14 protein-coding genes are annotated in these 17,673 nt (G+C 69.1%); 1 reads left to right on the top strand and 13 read right to left on the bottom strand.

The genetic code is table 11. The features are described 5' to 3' along the window. The first annotated feature begins 91 nt into the window (after positions 1–91). Complete coding sequence (gene radC, locus NMP03_RS00720) at positions 92–775, top strand: RadC family protein (protein WP_256506654.1); 684 nt, start codon at positions 92–94, stop codon at positions 773–775. Here radC and NMP03_RS00715 read toward each other — a convergent pair. The 13 genes from NMP03_RS00715 to NMP03_RS00655 form a co-directional block, all read right to left on the bottom strand. Further along, on the bottom strand, positions 772–1,935 hold the full coding sequence (locus tag NMP03_RS00715) for a deoxyguanosinetriphosphate triphosphohydrolase (RefSeq protein ID WP_256506653.1): 1,164 nt from the start codon (positions 1,933–1,935) through the stop codon (positions 772–774). The genes radC and NMP03_RS00715 overlap by 4 nt on opposite strands. Next, positions 1,932–4,133 (bottom strand): SPOR domain-containing protein, encoded by a 2,202-nt coding sequence (locus NMP03_RS00710; protein WP_256506652.1) that lies wholly within the window; start codon positions 4,131–4,133, stop codon positions 1,932–1,934. Before NMP03_RS00710 ends, NMP03_RS00715 begins: the two co-directional genes overlap by 4 nt. 103 nt (positions 4,134–4,236) lie before the next feature. Next, positions 4,237–5,634: a cell division protein FtsZ gene (ftsZ, locus tag NMP03_RS00705; RefSeq protein ID WP_256506651.1), complete on the bottom strand. Its 1,398-nt coding sequence runs from the start codon at positions 5,632–5,634 to the stop codon at positions 4,237–4,239. A gap of 110 nt (positions 5,635–5,744) precedes the next feature. Beyond that, entirely contained in the window at positions 5,745–7,004 is a 1,260-nt protein-coding gene (gene ftsA, locus NMP03_RS00700; protein WP_256506650.1) for a cell division protein FtsA, read from the bottom strand. A 126-nt stretch (positions 7,005–7,130) separates the two neighbouring features. Next, positions 7,131–8,042: a cell division protein FtsQ/DivIB gene (locus tag NMP03_RS00695; protein WP_256508168.1), complete on the bottom strand. Its 912-nt coding sequence runs from the start codon at positions 8,040–8,042 to the stop codon at positions 7,131–7,133. A 5-nt stretch (positions 8,043–8,047) separates the two neighbouring features. After that, the gene (locus tag NMP03_RS00690; protein ID WP_256508167.1) at positions 8,048–8,956 is read right to left on the bottom strand and encodes a D-alanine--D-alanine ligase; all 909 of its coding nucleotides are present in this window, start codon (positions 8,954–8,956) and stop codon (positions 8,048–8,050) included. Positions 8,957–8,985: 29 nt separating this feature from the next. Beyond that, the gene (gene murB / locus NMP03_RS00685; RefSeq protein ID WP_256506649.1) at positions 8,986–9,816 is read right to left on the bottom strand and encodes a UDP-N-acetylmuramate dehydrogenase; all 831 of its coding nucleotides are present in this window, start codon (positions 9,814–9,816) and stop codon (positions 8,986–8,988) included. A gap of 229 nt (positions 9,817–10,045) precedes the next feature. Further along, complete coding sequence (gene murC, locus NMP03_RS00680) at positions 10,046–11,467, bottom strand: UDP-N-acetylmuramate--L-alanine ligase (RefSeq protein WP_256506648.1); 1,422 nt, start codon at positions 11,465–11,467, stop codon at positions 10,046–10,048. Beyond that, positions 11,464–12,555 (bottom strand): UDP-N-acetylglucosamine--N-acetylmuramyl-(pentapeptide) pyrophosphoryl-undecaprenol N-acetylglucosamine transferase, encoded by a 1,092-nt coding sequence (locus tag NMP03_RS00675; RefSeq protein WP_256508166.1) that lies wholly within the window; start codon positions 12,553–12,555, stop codon positions 11,464–11,466. Before NMP03_RS00675 ends, murC begins: the two co-directional genes overlap by 4 nt. 44 nt (positions 12,556–12,599) lie before the next feature. Next, the gene (locus NMP03_RS00670; protein WP_256506647.1) at positions 12,600–13,826 is read right to left on the bottom strand and encodes an FtsW/RodA/SpoVE family cell cycle protein; all 1,227 of its coding nucleotides are present in this window, start codon (positions 13,824–13,826) and stop codon (positions 12,600–12,602) included. Beyond that, entirely contained in the window at positions 13,823–15,133 is a 1,311-nt protein-coding gene (gene murD, locus NMP03_RS00665; protein WP_256506646.1) for a UDP-N-acetylmuramoyl-L-alanine--D-glutamate ligase, read from the bottom strand. Before murD ends, NMP03_RS00670 begins: the two co-directional genes overlap by 4 nt. Continuing rightward, complete coding sequence (gene mraY, locus NMP03_RS00660; protein ID WP_256506645.1) at positions 15,130–16,200, bottom strand: phospho-N-acetylmuramoyl-pentapeptide-transferase; 1,071 nt, start codon at positions 16,198–16,200, stop codon at positions 15,130–15,132. The genes murD and mraY overlap by 4 nt, the downstream gene beginning before the upstream one ends. Next, positions 16,200–17,582, bottom strand: a complete 1,383-nt coding sequence (locus NMP03_RS00655) for a UDP-N-acetylmuramoyl-tripeptide--D-alanyl-D-alanine ligase (RefSeq protein ID WP_256506644.1) — start codon at positions 17,580–17,582, stop codon at positions 16,200–16,202. Before NMP03_RS00655 ends, mraY begins: the two co-directional genes overlap by 1 nt. Between the last annotated feature and the right edge of the window lie 91 nt (positions 17,583–17,673).

The raw sequence follows: 17,673 nt of genomic DNA, 5'->3' as shown, positions 1-17,673 counted from the left end.
CTGCGCGAGGATGGTCAAGCACTTACCATTCCTCGCCGGAGGCGCTGGGAGGATTTGCACGCCGCGCGCGCTTTGCTACCCCTGCCCCTCGATGGCCGAGCCCCCGCCCGACACGACCGGTCACCGCGCGCGGCTGCGCCAGCGGTTGCTGGGCAATGGCGGCGAGGCGCTGCTCGATCACGAGCTGATCGAATATCTGCTCGCGCTGGCGATCCCGCGCCGCGACACCAAGCCGCTGGCCAAGGCGCTGCTGCGCGAATTCGGCGGCATCGGCGGGCTGCTCACCGCCGATCCGGCGGCGCTGGCGCGGGTGCCGGGGATGGGCGAAACCTCGGCCGCGGCGATCAAGATCGCGCACGCCGCCGCGATCCGGCTGGTGCAGGCGCAAGTGGCCGAACGCCCGTTGCTCAACAACTGGCAGGCGCTTCTCGATTATCTGCGCGCCGACATGGCGCACCACCCGATCGAGCGCGTCCGCGTGCTCCACCTCAACACCCGCAACATGCTGATCCGTGACGAATTGATGAGCGAGGGATCGATCGACGAAGCCGCGGTGCATGTCCGCGAAGTCATCCGCCGCGCGATCGACCTCGGCTCGGCGGCGATCATCCTGGTCCACAACCACCCCTCGGGCGATCCCACCCCCAGCCGCGCCGATATCGATCTGACCCGCGCGATCGTCGATGCCGGCAAGCGACTGAACATCGCGGTGCACGACCACATCATCATCGGCACCAGCGGCCATGCCAGCCTGCGTTCGCTGGGGCTGATCTAGAAGCCCTCGGGCAGTTCGATCGGCCCCACCACTTCGCGATAGCGCGTGATCGCATAGCGATCGGTCATGCCCGCGATGAAATCGGCGATGTGGCGGCTGCGCGCGGGTTCTTCGGCTGGGAGCAGTTCGCGCCATTCCTCGGGCAGGCGGCGCGGATCGTCGGCATAGGCGGCGAACAGCCCCGCCACCACCGCGCGCGCCATGTCGGCGGCGGCCAACTGGCGCGGGTGGTGATAAAGTTCGGCATACATGAAGCGCTTGAGCGCACGCTCCTCGTCGCGCATCGCATCCGAAAAGCCGACCAGGCAGCGCCCCGCCGCGCGGACATCGTCGGCGGTTTCGATCCCCGCCTCGGCAATCCGGCCTTGCGTGGTCGCGATCAGGTCGTTGACCATCAGCCCGATCTGCGAGCGGATCAGCTCGCCGGTCAGCCGATGATCGGGCACGTCGGGCAGCCGCGCCTTCACCGCGTCCCAGCCGCGCGCGATCATCGGCACCGCCATGATCTGGTCGCGCGACAACAGCCCCGCGCGCAGTCCGTCGTCGATGTCGTGATTGTCATAGGCGATATCGTCGGCGAGCGCGGCGACCTGCGCCTCGAGCGAAGGCCAGCGCGTCAGGTCGAGCGCGAAGGTCGAATCGGCCTCGGCCAGCGCCCAGCCGGGGTTCGTGATCGGCCCGTTATGCTTCGCCAGCCCCTCGAGCGTTTCCCACCCCAGGTTCAGCCCCGGCCAGCGCGGATATGGGCTTTCGAGCAGCATCAACGCGCGCAGCGTGTGCCCGTTGTGATCGAACCCGCCCTTGCCCGCCAGCGCGGCGCCCAGCGCGTCCTCGCCGGCATGGCCGAAGGGCGGGTGGCCGATATCATGCGCCAGGCACAGCGCCTCGGTCAGATCCTCGTTCAGCCCCAATGTGCGCGCGATCACCCGGCCGATCTGCGCGACCTCCAGGCTGTGCGTCAGTCGCACGCGGAAGTGATCGCCATCGGGCGCCATGAACACCTGCGTCTTGTGGCGCAGCCGGCGGAAGCTGATCGAATGGACGATCCGGTCGCGATCGCGCTGGAAGGCGTCGCGCGGCCCGCGTTCGCTTTCGCTCGCCTCGCGGTGCAGCCGCCCGCGCGTCGCTGCGGGGTCCGCCGCCCAGGGCGCGCGGGTCATTGGACCGGCAGCTTGGCGATCTTCTGCCCGGCCTCGCTCGTCCATGCGAAGCCACTCAGCCCCGCCTTGGTCAGCGTGTTGACGAAGCCCTGCGCGTCGGCGCTGGTCTTGAACGGGCCGGTCAGCAGACGGTTCGTGAAGCGTAGCGGTGTCGTCCATGCGCCGCGTCCCTTCATCGCCGCGGGCGCCTTGTCGACCAGTTTCTTCCATTCCTTGGGCAGATCGGAGACGTTCGCGCCGCCCGCGACCTGCACCCAATGGCGCGCAGGCTCGGCTGGCGGCTTGGGCGCGGCTGGCTTCTTGGCGACGGCCTTGGGCGCGGGCTTGGCCGCGGCGGGTTTCGGCGCAGACTTGGGCTTCGGCGCTTCGACGGGTTCGGGCTGAGGCGCCGGCGCGGCGACGGGCGGTTCGGGCTCGGGCGGCGCGACGATTTCTGGCTCGGGCGGGGGGCTCGGGGTCGGCAGTGGCGCGACCCCGAGTTCGGAGCCTGGGACGACAATTCCGCGGACGATCGAGGCGAGGATGCTGTCCTCGGCACCCACCGACCGCGACGGCGGCGTGGGGCGGGCCGGAGCGACCGATGGCTCGGCTGCCGCGAGTCGCGGCGCGGCGGGGCTGGGCGCTGCAGCCTCGGTCGCGTCTGCTGTGGTCGGCTGCGGCAGCGAGGCCGCCGCCAGTCTATCGGCGCCGTTGTTGGGCATCGCGGCGGGGATAGCGCCGGCGCTCGTCGGCGGCACCACCGACGATTCGGTCGCAGCCACCGCTACCGGTGCTGGCGTCGAAGCGACCGGCGCGCTCGCCGCAGGGATCGCGCTTTGCGGCGGCGGGCTCGCAGCCAGCTGCGTCACGGGCGCCGGGGTGAAGCCAGGCTGCGGCGTCGCTGCTACGGTCTCGCCACGCTCCGGCGGGATCTCGCGCGCGGCGGCGACCGGCTGCGCATTCGCCGAGGAAACCGTAGGCGCAGGTGTGGGGGCGGCAGCCACCTGCACCGGGGTCGAAGGTACCGGCGTGCGCTGCGGCGTCGGCGTCGCCACGCTCGACCGGACGAGCGGCGCGCGCCGCTCCGCCAGCGGCGTTGCCGCGGCCGATCGCTGCGACCGCGCGGGTGCCGCCGCAACCTGCACCGGTTCGCGGCTCGGCGTCGGCACCGCCGCCGGCTGCCGCTCTGGCATCGCCGGGCCGGTCTCGCGTCGGCTCGCTACCGCAGGAGCAGCCCGCCGCGCCCGCCGCTCGGCCGCCGCGGCGACCCGTGCCGAGCGCGCCGCGGCACGGCGTTCGGCGGCGCTTGGCGCTCGCTCGCTCACCCTTCTTGCCGCGGCGGCACCCGATGTCGTGACCGATGCCAGCGCCACCGGTGCCGCGCGCACGCCGGCGGGCAATGCGGGCAGCGCCGGGGTCAGCGTCGCATCCGCCATCCGCGCGGGGGTCCGTGTGAACTCGCCCAGATGCGCGGCGAAGCCACGGTCGGCGGGGTCGCGGATTTCGGCCAACCGGCGGAACAACGGGATATAGGCGGTGCCGAACCCCGGCATCATCTGCACCGCGACGCGTTCGGCCTCGAGCAGGTTGCCGCCGATCGCCAGCACCAGCGCGCGGGTTCGCCACGCCGCACGGTCCTGCGCGCGCAATTGCGGATCGAGCATCGCGTCGGCCGCCGCCTTGTCGCCCGAGATCGCCAGCGACAGCGCATAGCGCCGCCGCAGCTCGTCGTCCTCGCCCGCCGCCAGCGCGCGGGCATATTCGGCCTGCGCGTGCCGCTGCTGGCCGATCAGGTCATAGGCAAGGCCGCGATCGGCGGCGAAGCTCGCCGGCGGCATCCGCCCGGCTTCGGCCTCGGCGAAGCGGCGCAGCGCCTCGCCCGGTCGGCCCAGCCGCACCAGCGCGCGCCCGCGTCCCGCCGCGATCCGCGGGTCGCGCGGCGCAACCCTTTCGGCGCGGGCGAAGAATTGCAGTGCGGCCGCGGTATCGTCGAGCTGCGCGCTGAGGTCGCCCGCCTCGATCAGCGCGTTGGCGTCGGTGGGATTGGCGGCGAGCGCGCGCATCTGCACCGCCAGCCGATCGGCGATCGGGGTCGGCTGCGGCACGAACCCAGCCTGCCCGCTTGCGCCTTGGCTCGCTTGCGCCATCGCCGCGCCCGGCACGGAGAGTGCGATCGCGGCCAGCGCGACGGACGGACGCAAGATACGAAAATGCTTCATGAATGCACGCGCTATAGCAGGCCCTGGATGAACCGCGACAGTCGCGCGCGCCAATGGCGACCGACGGTGCCCGCCCGGCGACGAGCCGGACGGGCAGCACCGATCACTGGTTGTTCTGCCGATGCAGGAAGCGCGGAATGTCGAGCGGCGCTTTGTCGTCCTCGGTGCCGCGGCTGAGCCCACGACCCGCGTTCGACATCCGCTCGAACAAGGTGCCGCCCGCCTTGGGCGCGGGTTCGGCTACGGGTGCGGGTTCGTTCGCCTCGCCGGTCAGCCAGCGGCGCTTGGGGGCATCGGCCTCGGCCGAGGCAGCGGCTTCGGTCGGCAGCGTCGATTCGGCGCCGAGCACCAGCTCGTCGTCTTCCGCCTGTACCGGCGCGGGTGCCGGCTCGGCCATCGGCGCGGGCGCGGCAGGCTGCGGCTCGGCCGCGACGGCGGCTGGTGCCGCTGCCGGCTCGCTCTTGCGCGGCGCCGAGAAGCTGAAGCTGCGCGTGGTGTCGGCAGGCGTGCTGACCGGCGCGGCCATCGCCTCGCCATCGGCCTCGATGCCCGTGGCGACCACCGACACGCGGATGCGGCCCTCGAGCTCGGGATTGAACGCCGAACCCCAGATGATGTTGGCGTCGGGATCGACCAGCTCGCGGATATGGTTCGCGGCCTCGTCGACCTCGAGCAGCCGCATGTCGTCGCCGCCGGTGATCGACACGATCACGCCCTTGGCGCCGCGCATCGACACGCCGTCGAGCAGCGGGTTGGCGATCGCCTTTTGCGCGGCTTCGATCGCGCGGCTGTCGCCCTCGGCCTCGCCGGTGCCCATCATCGCCTTGCCCATTTCCTGCATCACGCTGCGAACGTCGGCAAAGTCGAGGTTGATCAGGCCGGGCATCACCATCAGGTCGGTGATGCCGCGAACGCCCTGCTGGAGCACTTCGTCGGCCATCTCGAACGCCTGCTTGAACGTCGTGTTGGCGTTGGCGATCAGGAACAGGTTCTGGTTGGGGATGACGATCAGCGTATCGACATATTTCTGCAGCTCTTCGATGCCCGCATCGGCCGACGCCGAGCGGCGCTTGCCTTCGAACGAGAAGGGCTTGGTCACCACGCCGACGGTGAGAATGCCCATGTCGCGCGCCGCCTTGGCGATCACCGGGGCCGCACCAGTGCCGGTGCCGCCGCCCATGCCAGCCGCCAGGAAGCACATATGCGCGCCCTCGAGCGCCTTCTGGACCTGCTCGATCGTCTCCTCGGCCGCGGCGCGGCCAATCTCGGGCCGGCTGCCGGCACCCAGGCCTTGGGTGATCTTGGCGCCGAGCTGGATCCGCTGCGGCGCGGTCGACTGCTTGAGCGCCTGCGCGTCGGTGTTGGCGACGAGGAACTCGACCCCCTGCACGTCGGCGCGGATCATGTTGGCGATGGCGTTGCCGCCAGCGCCGCCGACGCCGATCACGGTGATGCGCGGCGTCAACTCGTCGACGTCGGGCGGCAGAAAATCGATACCCATGGTGTTCTCCCCTGGGCCTCCGAAAACCGGGAGGCACCCAAATTTGTCAGCGGTTGTGCACGAACAATTAACGCGACTCTAGCCGCAAATGCGGCTGCTGTCGCAAATCCTCAATAATTCGACTTGAAAGCGGCCAGCAGTCGTTTGAACACCGCGCCCGTCGATGGTCTAACGACCAACTGGTGCGTGGGTTCAAACGCGCGCAAATCGACCGGGTCGGCCGCAGCGAACATCGCGAGCCCCGCCAGCGTCGCGAACGCCGGCCCCGAATGCGCCTCGGGCAGCGCGGTCAGCCCGCGCGGGCGCCCCAGCCGCACCGTCCGTCCCAGCGCCTGCTGCGCATAATCGGCGATCCCCTTCAGCTCGGCGCCGCCGCCGGTCAGCACGATCTGCCGCCCCACCGGATCGGCGAAGTTGAGCTTGGTCAGCTCGCGCTGGACCTCCTGCATCAGCCGGTCGAGCCGCAGCCGGATCACCGCGATCAGCTGCGCCTTGGTGATCCGCGTCCCCTCGGCATCCTCGTCGCTCGACATCGGCGCGACGTCGATCATGTCGTGATTGTCGCGCGGACTCATGTTCGCCGAGCCGTGGAAGCATTTCATCCGCTCGGCCTGCGCCCGCCGCGTGCCGAAGGCGCTGGCGATGTCGTCGGTGACATCGGCCGCCCCCATCGCGATCGAGGCGAGCCCGGTCAGCACGCCGTTCTGGTAGACCGACACGTTGGTCACTCCCGCGCCGATCTCGACCAGCGCGACACCCAGCTCGCGCTCCTCCTCGCTCAGCACCGCCAGTCCGGTGGCGACCGGCGCGGCGACGATCGACTTCACGTCGAGATGCGCCGAACGCACGCACAGATCGAGGTTGCGCACCGGCGAGCCTTCGGTCGCGACGACATGGATTTCGACCCCCAGCCGGTCGGCATGCAGCCCCAAGGGCTTGCGCACCCCGGTCAACCCGTCGAGCGTGTAGCGCGTCGGCTGCGCGTGGAGCACCATCCGCCCCGCGGGATCGAGCGCGTTGCGCGCCGCCTTGAGCAGATCGTCGATATCGGCCTGCTCGACGCGGTGGCCACCCAAATCGACCTCGAGCTTGACGATGTCGCTGACCAGTCCCCCTGCGGAAAACGCCACCCACACGTCTTCGATCGCGACGCCGGCGATCCGCTCGGCCTGCTCCACCGCCTCGCGCACCGCGACCTCGGTCGCCGCCATGTCGGCGATGTAACCGCGCTTGACGCCCTTGCTCTCGCGCTGGCCGGTGCCGAGCACCACCAGCTCGCCGCCGTCGCCGCGCTGCGCGATCACCGCCGATACCTTCGACGACCCGATGTCGAGTGCGGTAATCAGACCTTCCGGTGCCGTTTTCGCCATGTTCCTGCCCCTGTTACTTCAAACTGTCCGTTCGTGCTGAGTAGAGGCTGAGCTTGTCGAAGCCTCGTATCGAAGCACCCTTGCGCCCCACGGTCCTTCGATACGCCATTTCGACAATCTCAATGGCTACTCAGGACGAACGGTGGTGGGTGGATCCTCACCGACCACCGGCGCAACCTTCTCCACCCCGCTCTTGCGCCGCATCACCAGCTTGGTCGGATCGCGCAGGTCGAAGCGGCTGTAATGCCCGCCCAGCAACCGGTCGCGCCCGTCGAGCTCGGCGAACTTCACCAGCGCCTTGGCGGCAGGCTCCTCTCCGGCGGGCAGCAACAGCACCTCGCCCGACACGAATTGCAGATCCCAGCGCCGATCACCGACCCAGGTCGCCGCACGCACCATCGGGCGAAGCGCGGGCGCCGCCGCCATCAACCGCTGATACGCCGGCTCCTGCGCATTGGCGCCGTCGCCCACCACCAGCGGCAGATTGGGCATCGCATCGGCGCGCACCGGCTCGAGCAGCGTTCCCGCCTCGTCGATCAGCATCAGCTGGCCATTATTCTGCCAGATCGCCGCCGGGGTGCGCTCGACGATGTCGATCACCAGCGTATCGGGCAGCCGCCGCGACACCCGCGCATCGGCGATCCAGCCATAGCGCAGCAGCCGGTCGCGCACCTCGTTGAGGTCGACCAGCGGCATCGCGCGCGATTGCTGTTCGAGCGCGACGGCATAGACCGACATCCGCTCCATCCGCTCGAGCCCGCTCACCTCGACCTGGTCGACTCGAAGCCCGGCGCGGCCCATCCCCTCGGCCACCGCGACGCCGATCGCGCCGGGGACCCCGAAGAAGCTGGCGATGCCGATCGCCCCCGCACCCGCCGCGATCGCGAAGGTCCAGGCAGCGGCGCGGCGCAGCGCCAGCTCACTGACCGGCAGCACCGCGATCGTCCGATCGAGGATCGAGGCCTTCCGCGACCGTTTCGCCGGCTGCTTGCGTTTGGCGGGAGCGCCTCGCTTCTGGGCCGATCGACGCTGCGTCATGCTGCTCACGCCCTCCCCCCTTCGTTCATCGCTTCGTCGACGATCCGCTGCACCAGCTGCGGGTAGGCAATCCCGCGATGCCGCGCCTGTTCGGGCACCAGGCTGAGCGGAGTCATGCCAGGCTGGGTGTTGACCTCGAGCAGGAACAGCCCTTCGGCCCCTTGGCTGTCGTCCCAGCGGAAATCGGCGCGCGAGGCACCCTTGCAGCCGAGCAACCGATGCGCTTCGAGCGCGATCCCCTCGCACGCCTGAGCGATCGCGTCGGGAATGTCGGCGGGATAGACATGCTCGGTCAGCCCATCGGTATATTTGGCGGCATAGTCGTAGAAGCCGCCGGTCGGCTTCAATTCGGTGACGCCCAGTGCCTGGTCGCCGAGCACCGCCGTCGTCAGCTCGCGGCCACGGATGAAGGGTTCGGCGAGCAATTCGTCGAATTCGTTCCACGGCCCCACGCTGTCGCGCGCGATCGGGTTGCCGTGATTGCCCTCGTCGGTGACGATCGCGACGCCCACCGACGATCCCTCGTTGACCGGCTTGAGTACATAGGGGCGCGGCAGCGGGTCGCGCTCGTACAGCTCCTCGGTCGGCACGATCCGTCCGCCGGGCATCGGGATGCCGTGCGGCACCAAAGCCTGCTTGGTCAGCACCTTGTCGATCGCGATCACCGATGCCGCCAGCCCCGAATGGGTGTAGCGCAGCCCCATCAGGTCGAGCATCCCCTGCACGCTGCCATCCTCGCCGGGGGTACCGTGGAGCGCGTTGAACACCAGATCGGGTGCGGCTTCGGTCAGCCGCGCGGCGACGTCGCGCCCCATGTCGATCCGCGTGACCCGATGGCCGAGCGATTCGAGCGCATCGGCGACGCCGGCACCCGACATCAGCGACACCTCGCGCTCGGCCGACCAGCCGCCCATCAGCACCGCGATGTGGAGGTTCTTGTTGTTCACGCGCTACGCCCCACTCGCTGAATTTCCCATTCGAGGTCGATCCCCGACGCCGCCTTCACCCGCGCGCGGACATCGTCGCCCAGCGCCTCGATATCGGCGCTGGTCGCGTCACCGGTATTGATGAGGAAGTTGGTATGCTTCTCGCTCACCTGCGCGCCACCGCGCATCAGCCCGCGACAGCCCGCCGCATCGACCAGCGCCCAGGCCTTCTCGCCCGGCGGGTTCTTGAAGGTTGACCCCCCAGTCTTGCTCCGCAGCGGCTGCGATGCTTCGCGCGCGGCGGCGATCCGGTCCATTTCGGCCTGGATCACCGAGGGTTCGGCGGGGTGGCCGCGGAAAGTCGCCGACACCACCACCGCGCCTTCGGGCAAATCGCTGTGGCGATAGGTGTAGCCCAGGTCGCCGACGTCCAGCGTGTGCCGTTCGCCCGATCGCAGGACGATGTCGCACGCGACCAGCACGTCCTTCACCTCGCGGCCATAGGCACCGCCGTTCATCCGCACGAAGCCGCCGACGGTGCCGGGGATCGACCGCAAAAACTCGGTGCCGCCAATCCCCGCATCGCGCGCGGTCGACGACACCAAAATGCCCGACGCGCCGCCGCCGCAACGAAGCGTGACCGCGTCGATCGCCTCGACCTTGGCGAATGGCTTGCCCAGCCGAACGACGACACCAGGCACCCCGCCATCGCGCACGATCAGGTTCGATCCCAGGCCCAGCGCCATGACCGGCACCGCCGGGTCGAGATCGGCGAGGAAGGCCGCAAGGTCATCGGTGTCGGCAGGCTCGAACAGCCATTCGGCGGCACCGCCGGCCTTGAACCACACGAGCGGCGCAAGCGGCGCGGCGGGGGTTAAGCGACCGCGCGCAGTCCCCCTCCCGCTTGCGGGAGGGGTTAGGGGTGGGGCTTTCTGTTTACCGAAGTCAGCGTCCGCAGGCCCACCCCCGGCCCCTCCCGCAAGCGGGAGGGGGGAAGAAGTAGTGCCGGTCACTGCTCCACCGCCCGGCTGTTAGGCGAGACTTGCGAGGCCGCCCCATCCAGGAAACACGCCCCCCTCACGCCCGCGCCGCCTCGATCGCCTGCGCGAGCCCCGCAGCCCATTTCGTGATGTCCCCCGCCCCCAGGCAGATCACCTGATCGCCCGGCTGCACCACCGCTGCCAGCGCGCTCGCCAGCGCCTCGGGTCCGTCGATCGCCTGCGCCGAGCGATGCCCGCGCCGGCGGATATTCTCGACCAAAGCATTGGCATCGACGCCTTCGACCGGGGCTTCGCCCGCGGCGTAGACCGGCGTCACATAGACCATGTCGGCGTCGTTGAACGCCTGCGCGAACTCGTCCATCAGCCCGCCCAGCCGCGAATAGCGGTGCGGCTGCACCACCGCGATCACCCGCCCCTGCGCGCTCTCGCGCGCCGCCGACAGCACCGCGCGGATTTCGACCGGGTGGTGGCCGTAATCGTCGACGATCGCTGCGCCCCCTCCGCGTGCAAAGGCTACCGAGCCGACCTGGGTAAAGCGCCGCTTCACGCCGGTGAACGCCGCGAACCCTTTGGCGATCGTCGAATCGTCGATGCCAAGCTCGAGCGCGACCGCGATCGACGCCAGCGCGTTCTGGACATTGTGGCGGCCGGGCATCGGCAGCTCGATATTCTCGATCGATCGCGTGGTGCCGTCGCGGTGGCGGACGATCACTTCGAAGCGATTGCCGCCGACATGCGGCGTCACATTGACCCCGCGCACATCGGCCTGTGCGGCAAAGCCGTACGTCACGATCCGCCGGTCGCGCACGCGCGGGATGATCGCCTGCACCTCGGGATGGTCGAGACACAGGATCGCCGCGCCGTAAAACGGTACATTCTCGACGAACTCGACGAATGCGTCCTTCACCCGATCAAACGAGCCGTAATGATCAAGATGCTCGGGATCGATGTTGGTGACCACCGCCAGCGTCCCGTCGAGCCGCAGGAAGCTGCCGTCGCTCTCATCGGCTTCGACCACCATCCAGTCGCTCGCGCCCAGCCGCGCGTTCGATCCATAGCTGTTGATGATGCCGCCGTTGATGACGGTGGGGTCGACCCCGCCGGCATCGAGGATCGCGGCGATCATGCTCGTCGTCGTCGTCTTGCCGTGGGTTCCCGCGACCGCGACGGTCGATTTGAGCCGCATCAGTTCGGCGAGCATCTCGGCGCGGCGCACCAGCGGGATGCGTTTGGCCAGCGCATAGTCGCGCTCCGGATTGCCCGGCTTGATCGCGGTCGAGGTGACGACCACCGCAACCCCTTCGACATTCTCGGCCTTGTGGCCGATATGCACCGGGATGCCGCGCGCGCGCAGGCTTTCGATGACATAGCCCTCGGCAACGTCCGATCCTTGGACGGCGTAGCCCAGGTTATGCATCACCTCGGCGATGCCCGACATGCCGATTCCGCCGATGCCGACGAAATGGATCGTGCCGATATCGGTGCCTACTCCCTTCACGCGACCACCTGCAGCCGCGCGGGGGCATCGGGGTTGAACAACGACGGCTGATCGATCCGCTCGACCAGATCGGCCAGGTCGCGCGCGGCATCGGGCCGCCCGACGCTGCGCGCACAGCGCGCGGCGTTTGCGAGCGCCAGCGTGTCCAGCCCCAGCTTCTGCATCTGCTTGGCGAGTTCGGTCGCGGTGAACAGATGTTGCGGGATCGTCCGCGCGCCACCGGCTTGCGTGATCTCGCGCGCATTGGCGGTCTGGTGATCGTCGGTCGCGCCGGGCAGCGGCACCAGGATCGCGGGGCGGCCCGCGGCGGTGAGCTCGGCGATCGTCGAGGCGCCGGCGCGCGCGATCACCACATGCGCCCAGGCCAGCCGCTCGGGCAGGTCGGGCAGATAGGTCGCGATCTCGGCGGGGATCTGGTGCGCGGCATATTTGGCGCGAACCTCGTCGATATCCTCGATCCGCGCCTGGTGCGTCACCTGCAAGCGGCGGCGGAAATGGACGGGCAACAGCGCCAGACCGTCGGGGACGACGTCGCTCAGGATCGACGCGCCCTGGCTGCCGCCGGTGACGAGCACGCGGAAGATGCCGTCCTCGTCAAGTTCGGGATAGGGCCGATCGCGCAGGTCGAGCACCGACTGGCGCACCGGGTTGCCGATCAGCCGCACCTTCGGTTCATGATCGGGCTTCAGCCGCTCGACCCCCGCATAGCTGGTCGCAATCGCGCTGACCTTACCCGCTACCAGCCGGTTGACCCGGCCGAGCACCGCATTCTGTTCATGGATGATCGTCGGCAGCTTGCAATGGAATGCCGCGGCCAGCGCGGGGAATGCCGGATAGCCGCCGAACCCGACGACCGCGGCGGGCTTGAACCCGCGATACAGTTCGATCGCCATCGAACGGCCGGCGATCATCTTGCGCGCTGCCTTGGCCCAGCCGATCGGGCCGCCGGTGAAGCGCCCGGCGGGCAGCACATGCGTCTGCACATCGTCGAACAATCCGGGGAAGCGCACCCCGCGCTCGTCGCTCACCAGCGCGACATGATGCCCGCGCGCGGCGAGTTCGGCGGCGAGCGCGGCGGCGGGGACCATATGCCCCCCGGTGCCACCGGCGGCGAGGACGTAATGACGAGGATTCACTGTTTGCTCCGTGCGACGCTGTACGGCGATCGCTTCAGATACGGGTTTCGCCGCGTGAAGGCGAGCAATAGGCCGAAGCCGATCGACAGCGCGATCATCGACGACCCGCCATAGCTGATGAAGGGCAAGGTCATGCCCTTCGACGGCGCGATCCCGGTGTTCACCGCCATGTTGATGAGCGCCTGGATCCCCAGCTGCACCGCCAGCCCCGATGCGGCGAGCAGGCGGAACGCATCCTCTTCGTCGAGCAGTTTCACGAACACCCGCACGACGATCGCCAGGAACACCAGCGCGATCGCGGCGCAGGCCATCAGCCCGAATTCCTCGCCGACGACCGAGAAGATGTAATCGGTATGCGCCTCGGGCAGCTTGAACTTGACGATGCCGCCGCCGGGGCCGGTGCCGGTGATGCCGCCGCCGGTGATCGTCGCATGCGCCATGTCGGTCTGGTAATGATCGGTCATCGCCTTGTCGGGATCGGGAAACAGGAAGGCGTCGATCCGGGTGCGCGCGGTGCCGTAGAAGAAATAGGCAGCAACGATGCCCGCCACCGCGCTGCCGATCAGTGCGCCGATCGCCTTGGGGCTGGTGCCCGCGATCATCAGCATCACCATCCACACCGCGCCGAACACCACCGTCTGCCCGAAATCGGGCTGGAGCATCAGCAGCCCGCCGACCAGAGCGGTGAGCCCGCCGGTGATGATCACCAGCGGCAATTCGGGGTCCTTGGCGCGCAGCGACAGCAGCCACGCGGTGGTGACGATGAACAGCGGCTTGAGGAATTCGGACGGCTGGAACTGGGTGAAGCCGAGCCCGATCCAGCGCCGCGCGCCGTTCACCTCGGCGCCGACGAAGGGCAAGGCCATCAGCGCGACGATCAACACCAACGTGCCGACCAAAGCGATCCGCCGGGCAGCGGTGGTCGACAGCATCGAGGTGCCGAGCATGAAGGGGATCGACACCGTCACCCACATCGCCTGGCGCCAGAAATAATACATCGCCGGGAAGGTCTTTTCGCCGTCCGAATAGCGGATCGCCGAGGCGGGCGAGGCGGCCGCGACCGCGACCAGCCCGATCGCGATCAGCAGGAACGCCAGCAGCAGCAATACGCGGTCGATCTCCCAGAACCACAGCCCCAGCGGGGTGCGATTGCCGCGCCCCAGCCGTTCCTCGACCCGGCCGCGAAGCCCCCGCGATGCATTGTCGCGCAGCACGTCGGTCATTCGAGCGCTCCTACCAGATCGACAAAAGCATCGCCGCGCGCGGTGAAATCGCGGAACTGGTCGAACGATGCGCAGGCGGGTGACAGCAGGATCGTGTCGCCCGGCACCGCATTCGCCCATGCTGCGGCGACCGCGGCGTCTAGCGTGCCGGCTTGCTCGACCGCCATGTCGGGAGCGAGCAGCCGTTCGAACAGCGCCGCGGCGTCGCCGATCGTGTAGGCGCGCTTCACGTTGGCGAACCCCGGACGACACGCGTCGAGATCGTCGGTCTTGGCCTGCCCGCCGCAGATCCAGTGGATTCGGTCGAACGCCTGCAACGCCGGCGCGGTCGAGGTGGGGTTGGTCGCCTTCGAATCGTTGACGAAGCGCACGCCGTTCCGGGTCCCGACGATCTGCATCCGGTGCGGTAACCCGCCGAAGCTCGCAAGCCCCGCGTTGATCGCTCGCTGCGACACCCCCAACGCCTCGCACGCGGCGATCGCCGCCAGCGCGTTCTGCGCGTTGTGCGGGCCTTGCAGCGCGGGCCAGCGCGACTGGTCCATGCAGACCCCCGGCGCGATCTTGGTCAGGTCCTCGGCCCGCCCGCCGCGGGCGAGTTGGCGAGCAATGTCGGACGATGCTTCGTCACCGATGCCGATGATCGCGGCGTGGCCCGGCGTCTGCATCGCGAACAACCGCGCCTTCGCCGCGGCATAGCCCTCGAACCCGGCATAACGATCGAGATGGTCGGGGGTGATGTTGAGCAACACCGCCACGTCGCAATCGAGCGTCTGGGTCAGGTCGATCTGATAGCTCGACAGCTCGAGCACATAGACCCCGCCCAGCGGCAGCGCGTCCTGCGCCAGGATCGGCAGGCCGATATTGCCGCCCATCCGCGTCGGTACGCCGGCGGTGGCGAGGATGTGATGGATCAGCGCGGTGGTGGTCGATTTGCCGTTGGTGCCGGTGATCCCGACGACACGGTGCGGCGGCAGCTCGGGGCGCGCTTGGGCGAAGAGCTCGACGTCGCCGATGACGGGCACGCGCGCGGCGGCGGCATACTTCACAAGCGGCAATCGGTTCAGCGGGACGCCGGGTGAAAGAACCAGGCCATCGACCTCGAACTCCTGCCAGTCAGTAAAGTCGTCAATGAAAAGCTGGTGCCCCTCGACTTTTGGATTTCTGATTGCCTGCACCTTTGCAGGATCATCGTCGTGCGCGAGCACCTCCGCGCCGCCAGCCAACAACGCCGCCACCGTCGCCGCGCCCGAACGCGCCAGGCCGAGCACCGCGAAGCGCTTGCCCGCCCAGGCGCGCGCGGTGATCACCGGATCTTCAACGTCGACAGGCCCGCCAGCGCCAGCACCAGCGAGATGATCCAGAAGCGGATCACCACCGTCGGCTCGCTCCAGCCGAGCTGTTCGAAATGATGGTGGATCGGCGCCATCTTGAACACGCGGCGGCCGGTGCGCTTGTAGAAGAACACCTGGATGATGACGCTCATCGCCTCCATCACGAACAAGCCGCCGATGATCCCCAGCACGATCTCGTGATGCGCGGTCACCGCGATCGCGCCGAGCGCGCCGCCCAGCGCCAAGCTGCCGGTATCACCCATGAAGACCGCGGCAGGCGGCGCGTTGAACCACAGGAAGGCAAGGCCAGCGCCCGCGATCGCGCCGCAGAAGATCGCCAGATCGCCCGCGCGCGGCACATGCGGGATGCCCAGATACGCCGAATAGATCGCGTTGCCCGCCAGATACACGATGACCATGAACGCGACGCTCGCGATGATCACCGGCATCGTCGCCAGCCCGTCGAGCCCGTCGGTCAGGTTCACCGCATTGCCGAACGCGACGATCGTGAAGGCGGCGAAGGGAATGTAGAACCAGCCAAGGTCGATCGCGACGTTCGACAGGAACGGCAGGTACAGCATCGTCCCGTTCTGCTGGATGATGATCCAGCTGGCGATCCCCGCGATCAGGAATTCGAGCGCCAGCCGGGTGCGGCCCGATACCCCCGCGGTGCTCGCCTTGCTGACCTTGTCGTAATCGTCGAGGAAGCCGATGCAGCCGAACCCCAGCGTCACGAACAGGCATGCCCAGACGAAGGGGTTGGTCAGGTCCATCCAGATCAGCACGCTGATCGTCAGCGCCGTGAGGATCATCAGCCCGCCCATCGTCGGGGTGCCGCGCTTGGCGAGGTGCGTCTGCGGTCCGTCGGCGCGGATCGGCTGGCCCTTGCCCTGGCGAAGCCGCAGCCAGCCGATGAACTTTGGCCCGATCAGCAGCCCGATGACGAGCGCGGTCGCCACCGCGCCGCCGGTGCGGAACGAGAGGTAGCGCACGAGGTTGAGGCCGCCGGGAAAGTCGAGATACTGGGCGAGCAGATAGAGCATTAGCGGGCGATTTCCTGGCTGCGTCGTTCGGTCAGCGCGCGGACGACCGCCGACAGCCCGAGTGCGTTCGAACCCTTGATAAGGACCGCATCGCCGGGCGCCAGCACTGCTTCCAGCGCGGCGCGCGCGGCGGCGGCGTCGGCGACATGGACGAAGTCGACACGTCCGGCAAGCGCTTGCGCCAGCGGGCGCATCTGTTCGCCGACCAGGATCGCCTGCGCGACGCCTGCCGCCTCGACCGGCTCGGCCAAGCCACTGTGATAGCTCGGGGAATTATCGCCGAGCTCGCGCATTTCGCCGAGCACCGCGATCCGCCGGCCGGGCGAGGCGGCGAGCACCGCGAGCGTCGCGCGCATCGATGCGGGGTTGGCGTTGTAGCTTTCGTCGAACAGCGTCGCGGTGCCGCCGGGCAGCACGATCTCGCTGCGCGCGCCGCGCCCCGGCAGCCCCGCCAGGTCGGCGAGCGCCAGCCCGGCCAGGCCAAGGTCGCCGCCCGCGGCATCGACCGCGGCGACGATCGCCAGCGCGTTCGACACCCAGTGCATTCCCGGCTGGCCGATCGTGAAGCTGAGTTCGCGCTCCCCCACCTGGGCGGCGATGAAGGTGCCTGCCGGCCCCGGCAGCGCCTCGATCGCGCGGACATCGGCGCCTTCGCCACTGCCGAAGGTCACGATGTGCGCGGCATAGGGTCGTGCGGCGGCGATCAGCCGGTCGCGATGCGGGCTGTCGAAGGGGATGATCGCGGTGCCGCCGGGTTCGAGCCCCGCAAAGATCTCGCCCTTGGCATCGGCGATCGCCTCGACGCCCGAGAAGAACGCGGTGTGCGCGGGCGCAACCGCGGTGACGATCGCAACGTGCGGGCGCACCAGCCCGGTCAGCGCGGTGAGTTCGCCGGCGTGGTTCATCCCCATTTCGAGCACCGCGAAGCGGCTGTCGGCGGGCATCCGCGCCAGGCTGAGCGGGACGCCGGTATGGTTGTTGTAGCTCTTGACCGATTTGTGTGTGGCGCCCGGCTCGGCACGGTCGAGCGCGGCGGCGAGCGCCTCCTTGGTCCCGGTCTTGCCGACCGATCCGGTGACCCCGATGATCGTCGCCGCAGTGCGCGCGCGGGCAGCGCGGCCGAGCGCTTCGAGCGCGGCCATCGTGTCCGGCACCAGCACATGCGGCTGGTCGCAAGGCTGCGAGACGATCGCCCCAGCTGCGCCCTGGGCGAAGGCTTGCCCCAGGAACCGATGCCCGTCGGTCGATTCGCCGGTGAGCGCGATGAACAGGTCGCCGGGGCCGACCTCACGCGAATCGAAGGTGACGCCGGTGACGACGAAGTCGGCCGAGGCAGTGCCGCCGGTGGCGGCGGCGATTTCGGCGGCGGTGTAGAGACTCACTTCCCCCCTCCCGCTTGCGGGAGGGGTCGGGGGAGGGCTTGTCTTTGAAACCCATCGATCGCGCGGGAGGACATGCCCTCCCCTAGCCCCT

Source organism: Sphingomonas qomolangmaensis (assembly GCF_024496245.1).
GTDB classification, from domain to species: domain Bacteria; phylum Pseudomonadota; class Alphaproteobacteria; order Sphingomonadales; family Sphingomonadaceae; genus Sphingomonas; species Sphingomonas qomolangmaensis.
This window is presented reverse-complemented; position numbering and strand designations above follow the sequence as displayed.

What these genes read in the sequence shown, in the direction of transcription:
- radC (WP_256506654.1), top strand. Translation starts at nt 92, where the DNA reads ATGGCCGAGCCCCCGCCCGACACGACCGGTCACCGCGCGCGGCTGCGC.
- NMP03_RS00715 (WP_256506653.1), bottom strand. Translation starts at nt 1,935, where the DNA reads ATGACCCGCGCGCCCTGGGCGGCGGACCCCGCAGCGACGCGCGGGCGG.
- NMP03_RS00710 (WP_256506652.1), bottom strand. Translation starts at nt 4,133, where the DNA reads ATGAAGCATTTTCGTATCTTGCGTCCGTCCGTCGCGCTGGCCGCGATC.
- ftsZ (WP_256506651.1), bottom strand. Translation starts at nt 5,634, where the DNA reads ATGGGTATCGATTTTCTGCCGCCCGACGTCGACGAGTTGACGCCGCGC.
- ftsA (WP_256506650.1), bottom strand. Translation starts at nt 7,004, where the DNA reads ATGGCGAAAACGGCACCGGAAGGTCTGATTACCGCACTCGACATCGGG.
- NMP03_RS00695 (WP_256508168.1), bottom strand. Translation starts at nt 8,042, where the DNA reads ATGACGCAGCGTCGATCGGCCCAGAAGCGAGGCGCTCCCGCCAAACGC.
- NMP03_RS00690 (WP_256508167.1), bottom strand. Translation starts at nt 8,956, where the DNA reads ATGGGCGGCTGGTCGGCCGAGCGCGAGGTGTCGCTGATGTCGGGTGCC.
- NMP03_RS00675 (WP_256508166.1), bottom strand. Translation starts at nt 12,555, where the DNA reads ATGGTCCCCGCCGCCGCGCTCGCCGCCGAACTCGCCGCGCGCGGGCAT.
- NMP03_RS00670 (WP_256506647.1), bottom strand. Translation starts at nt 13,826, where the DNA reads ATGACCGACGTGCTGCGCGACAATGCATCGCGGGGGCTTCGCGGCCGG.
- mraY (WP_256506645.1), bottom strand. Translation starts at nt 16,200, where the DNA reads ATGCTCTATCTGCTCGCCCAGTATCTCGACTTTCCCGGCGGCCTCAAC.